6 protein-coding genes are annotated in these 5396 nt (G+C 46.0%); all 6 read left to right on the top strand.

Annotated features, from left to right (window positions below):
- Positions 1-254 precede the first annotated feature (254 nt).
- On the top strand, positions 255-920 hold the full coding sequence (locus B5F53_RS19210; protein WP_002592092.1) for an ABC transporter ATP-binding protein: 666 nt from the start codon (positions 255-257) through the stop codon (positions 918-920).
- Between the two features lie 14 nt (positions 921-934).
- Positions 935-3352, top strand: coding sequence for an ABC transporter permease (locus B5F53_RS19205; RefSeq protein WP_087227068.1), 2418 nt, complete (start codon positions 935-937; stop codon positions 3350-3352).
- A 342-nt stretch (positions 3353-3694) separates the two neighbouring features.
- Positions 3695-4126 (top strand): sigma-70 family RNA polymerase sigma factor, encoded by a 432-nt coding sequence (locus B5F53_RS19200; protein ID WP_087227066.1) that lies wholly within the window; start codon positions 3695-3697, stop codon positions 4124-4126.
- A 6-nt stretch (positions 4127-4132) separates the two neighbouring features.
- Positions 4133-4372: a helix-turn-helix domain-containing protein gene (locus tag B5F53_RS19195; RefSeq protein WP_087227064.1), complete on the top strand. Its 240-nt coding sequence runs from the start codon at positions 4133-4135 to the stop codon at positions 4370-4372.
- A 415-nt stretch (positions 4373-4787) separates the two neighbouring features.
- Entirely contained in the window at positions 4788-4991 is a 204-nt protein-coding gene (locus B5F53_RS19190) for an excisionase (protein ID WP_087227062.1), read from the top strand.
- Positions 4992-5070: 79 nt separating this feature from the next.
- Positions 5071-5396: integrase DNA-binding domain-containing protein (locus B5F53_RS19185; RefSeq protein ID WP_204246973.1), on the top strand; the 326-nt coding region annotated here is incomplete at its 3' end.

Genomic DNA, 5396 nt, shown 5'->3' with positions numbered 1-5396 from the left:
TTCGGCTATGTCCTTCCCACTACCGGGCGGATTTGGGACTTGCACCCTTAAGAAACGTGCGCCGCCAGGCGCACTAGGACGCGGCGGACGGCCATTTCCGGCTGCCCGCCGTAAAATTTTTTGAAATGTCCGAGTGCTGTAACATTTCACCCCGATTTTCAATGAAATTTTTTGGCCGCTGTAACATTTCGCGGACATTTGGGTTTTACAATACCCTTATCAACAGGCAGGAAGCCTTGAAAGGAGTTTTGAATATGAGCGTTTTACAGACGATTGACCTGAAAAAGTATTACGGCACAGAGCCGAACATCACCCGCGCCCTTGACGGCGTGAACTTCTCCGTGGAGGACGGCGAATTTGTGGCCGTTGTGGGAACCTCCGGCAGCGGCAAGTCCACCCTGCTTCACATGATGGGCGGACTGGACACCCCTACTTCCGGCAATGTGATTGTCCGGGACAAAGAGCTGTCGAAAATGAACGACGAGCAGCTTACTATCTTCCGCCGCCGCAACATCGGCTTTATCTTCCAGAACTATAACCTTGTTCCCATCCTGAATGTATATGAGAACATTGTCCTGCCGGTGGAGCTGGACGGGGACACGGTGGATCAGAAGTTTTTGGACGAGATCGTTCACCTGCTGGGGCTGGAAGATAAACTGAAAAATATGCCGAACAATCTTTCCGGCGGTCAGCAGCAGCGTGTGGCGATTGCCCGCGCCCTGATTACCAAACCGGCTATCGTGCTGGCCGACGAGCCGACCGGCAACCTTGACAGCAAGACCAGCGCCGAGGTGCTGGGGCTTATCAAGCGTACCAGCGCGGAGTTCCGGCAAACTGTTGTGATGATTACCCACAACAACGACATTGCCCGTCTTGCAGATCGGATTGTCCGTATTGAGGACGGCAAGATCGTGGAGTAAGGAGGTGGCAGGCTATGACATGGCCTTTTGAAAATGATACCAGCACTATTATAAAGAAACTGGCGAAAGCTGACCTAAAGGAACATAGGCTCAAGACTTTAATCACTGCAATTATTATTGTAATTGCGACTTGCCTAATGGCAACCGTCTTTTCGATTTTAGTAAATGACGCACTGAAACAATCCACACAAGCACCTTATCATGCTATGTTTCGCGCTGTGAGCGAAGATACGAAAAATAAGTTACAGACCGATAATGATTTTGAAGCAGTTGGTGTTTACAAAACTTTTGGTAATATTGTGAACGATGATGGGCGCACTGATCTGGCATACATGGATGATCCGGCAATGTCCTTTTTGGGCTTTGAACTGCTGGATGGAAACCTGCCGCAAAATAACACAGAGGTACTTGTATCTGAAACTTATCTGTCTATTCACAAATTGGTATTAGGTGATACATTTTCCTTTGAATATGTAGACACCTTGACAAATGAATTGAAAGAAAACACATTTACTGTTTGTGGCATTATCCAAAACAAAACACAGGAAAAAGGAAAACAGTTTTATATTCTGACCTCTGATCGTTTCCGCACAGAATACGCACAGCAGTACAGCGAGCTTTCTTTAACTTACAGCACGCAAACCGCTACGACGGTTGATGTATTAGTTTCACTTAATTCGGAAAAAGCCGATATGAGTCCTGACACTCAAAAAGATTTTTTGAAAAGTAAAGGCGAAGCCGAAGGTATTGAAGATTTTGACATCATATTAAATGACAGATATATTGATGGAATCTATATTGATGGTGCTGTGGTGGTCGGTATTATCTTTTTTGCGATATTCATTATGTTCGCCAGCAGTTTTGTAATTTACAGTATTTTTTATATTTCCATTGTCAATTCGATGCCGATGTATGCCCAGTTCATTTCATTAGGGACGACGAAAAAACAGTTGCGTTACTTTTTGAAAATGCAGGGGAATTTACTGGCATTACGGTTTATCCCTTTGGGAGCATTGATTTCTATTTTGATTGTAGTTATTCTCTCCGGGGTGCAATGGCTTTTATATGACATGGCGATTGTTTTATTGTCTGGTTTCTTGATTTTTGCTGTTATCAAGTTCGCTTTGAGAAAGCCGGCGAAACTTCTTGCCAAAACTTCTCCTATTGAAGCAATGAAATTTCAAGGGGAAAAGGCCAGACAAGGACACAAAACATTGAAGCGGATTACACCAAATACTTTGGCGCAAAGCAACCTGAAAATGAATCAGAAGAAAAACCGTATGTCAATTATTTCATTGAGTATTAGTGGAACCTTGATGATTGCATTAGCTATCCTTATTTCTTCCATCAATCTTCCGGCTATGTTGCGACAAAGCTATCCATTAGACGAGGATTTCCAGATTGGCATACAGATGGATAACTTTTATGAGCGTTTTCCGACTATCATTCAAGACAATCCTCTATCAGAGGATTTGCAGGCACAAATATATAAAATTCCCGGCGTAGAAAAGATTGTATTGGATGGATGTGTCGTGGGCCGCTTAGTAGAATCAAAAGTTGTCTACGATTCGCCAGAGGACAATTTAGAAATTGTAAACAGTCTATCACCAGAACTTGTTGCTAATGCAAGTGAACTTGTGGACGGTACAATCAATTATGATGAAGTCGGTCTGGATGGCATAGTTGTCAATAAATACCGTACAGATCGAAGTGATACAAACTATGGCGATCTGAAAATTGGAGATACACTATTATTCCATTTTGATGTTGCCGGAAAAAACATTGAAAAAACTTTTACCGTTGCCGGGATTGCTTACTTCCCATCAACAGGGTTGTTCTATTGTACCAGCGAAGCAATAGCAGAACTTTCCCCTTATAATAATACATCACATTTATCCGTTTTTTGCGACCCGGATTATAAGGAATTTGTTCAAGATGGAATCATGGCGCTTATAAGCGGAAATCCGAATTTGAGGCTCAAAATTTACGATGAAGAATTTTCTACAATTAGAGGATTCATAAAGGCAACCACAAGCAGTCTGTACGGTATATCTGCATTTGTAATTCTTTTCGGGCTATTAAATATGGTGAATATGCTAATCAGCAGCGCTATTGTCCGTAAACGGGAATTTGCGCTTTTACAGGCAGTTGGAATGACAAATCAACAACTAAGAAAAATGCTTTACCGAGAGGGAATGAGCATTAGTGTAAAGTCTGCAATATTGGCAACCTTTTTGGGCGTTACAGTAGGTGCTTTGCTATGCTATTTGGCAAATAAGGTATTGGCTCTGAAATTTATCCTTTTTGAGTTTAATATATTCCCGATTCTTTTATTCTCCATTTTGCTCGTCGGATTGCAGATTTGCATTAGCTATGGGGTTAGCCGATCCATTGAGAAAGATACTTTGGTGGAACGATTGAGAACGGAATAGCAACTGTATGGGATCGGCGGGGTAGCGTGTGCTACCCTGCCGGTTCTGCTATTTCTCAAATATTTTTTGAATGTCCGAGCATTGTAACAATTCAGCCTGTTTTTTTGTCGAAATCAAAGGTACCTCTAAATCAACTTCATAGCATTTCCATTTTCGCCCGGCTGGTCTGTGACCTGCCGGGCGAATTTTGTTGTTTTCTGCGGCCTGCTCTATGCCCTGAAAATTATTTCAAAAAATATCTCCAAAGGAGGCGTTTAGCGGGCAGGCAGACAGGTTCCATTCGCTCTATTGGCGGAAAGGGAGAGAACCACCTAAATCCCCCACAGAAAGGGGGTGAGAAAGATGGAAGCAATCCCCCGCAAGTTTGGTGAATGGGGCCAGTTTGACCGCTATTGCAAGCTGGTTCTGTACCATGAAGCCCTTGACTATCTGCGGGAAATGCAGCGCCGCCGTGAGCGTGAAATCTCATTAGACGCTGTTCCTCCGGCAGAATGGGACAAGCTCTCGATGGTGGAGCAATATCCAAGCGACAGCTTTATTTTTTCGTCGCATGGCTATGACCTACATATCGACAACGAGCTTGTGGCCGAAGCGTTTGCCAGCCTGCCAAAAGACGAGCAGAGTATTTTGATTCTCCGCTTTGTTCTGGATTTGACTGACGAAGAAATTGGCCGCCTGATGGGAATGTCCCGCAGCGCAGTCCAGCGCCACAGGACAAGCACCCTGAAAGACCTGCGTGTAAAATTGATGGCGTTCATGCCGGAGGGAGGTTAAACGCGGATGAAGCAATCCAGTTACAAGGGCAAAAGCCCTCTGCCTGATTTTGTGATCGACGCGGCCTGCGCCGGTAACGCCGAAGCCGTGGAGCGTGTCTTGCAGCATTATGACAGCTACATCAATAAGCTGTGTACCCGGACGCTCTATGACGGCAGCGGCCAGCCTCATATCTGCATTGACGAGGATATGAAGCGCCGATTGCAAATCAAGCTGATCCATTCCATCGTCGCCAACGACGGCTGACGAGCAGGCCCCCGGAAATGGAGATGTCTTTATTTCTTCCTTTCCGCATTTCCGCTGACCCGGAGGCCCCAGGCTGAACCTTGACAAATATGCCCGCACCGGCGGCGCATTATAGGGCAAAACGGACACATTCTGTCTGTGCCGAGCCGGGCGGCGGGTGCGCCATGATACTTTTCCCCGTAGGGGAAAGGCGGAGCGAGAACCACCACGCCGTAAAGTGAGTGTGGCAGCTTACGGGCAACGACGTACAGGCAGGACAATGATACTCCCGCGTTGAACGCCCTCAAAGCATTGCGCGGCGCACCCATCAGCATGGGCCGGGGTGAAACTCCCGTGGAGCTGTGCCAGCAGCCGTCCGTAACAGCCCCTTTTGTAACCAACAACTTTTTTAGCCATTGGAAAGGGGGCTAAAACAGTGAATAACATTGATGTGCCTATCTGGGAAAAATATACGCTGACGATTGAGGAAGCGTCGAAATATTTCCGTATCGGGGAAAACAAGCTGCGTCGGTTAGCCGAGGAAAACCCTACCGCTGGCTGGGTGATTATGAACGGAAACCGTATTCAGATCAAGAGGAAACAGTTTGAAAAAATAATTGATACTCTTGACGCGATCTAGTGAAATCGGGCCAGGGATGTGCTATAATATCCTCAATGAGCGTGTCCCGGCTCTTTCCGTTACGGAAAGGAGCATGACAATGCCGAGAAAAGAACGAGATGAAAAGAGGCGCGACAGCAAAGGACGCCTTTTGAAATCTGGAGAGAGCCAGCGACCAGACGGAAGATACGCTTATAAATATATGGACACCTTTGGGAACCCTAAGTTTGTGTACTCGTGGAAGTTAGTCCCTACCGACAAAATCCCTGCCGGGAAGCGGCCCGACCTTTCCCTGCGTGAGAAGATCAAGCAGATACAGAAAGACCTTGACGACGGGATAGACACCATCGGCAAGAAAATGACGGTCTGCCAGCTTTATGCCAAGTACATCCGGCAGCGGGGAAATGTGAAGCGGGGGACGAAAAA

Origin of the sequence: Blautia sp. An249 (assembly GCF_002159835.1) — a bacterium.
Lineage (GTDB): Bacteria > Bacillota > Clostridia > Lachnospirales > Lachnospiraceae > Blautia_A > Blautia_A avistercoris.
This window is presented reverse-complemented; position numbering and strand designations above follow the sequence as displayed.

Coding starts and splice junctions, on each gene's coding strand:
- B5F53_RS19210 (WP_002592092.1), top strand. CDS start 255: ATGAGCGTTTTACAGACGATTGACCTGAAAAAGTATTACGGCACAGAG.
- B5F53_RS19205 (WP_087227068.1), top strand. CDS start 935: ATGACATGGCCTTTTGAAAATGATACCAGCACTATTATAAAGAAACTG.
- B5F53_RS19200 (WP_087227066.1), top strand. CDS start 3,695: ATGGAAGCAATCCCCCGCAAGTTTGGTGAATGGGGCCAGTTTGACCGC.
- B5F53_RS19195 (WP_087227064.1), top strand. CDS start 4,133: ATGAAGCAATCCAGTTACAAGGGCAAAAGCCCTCTGCCTGATTTTGTG.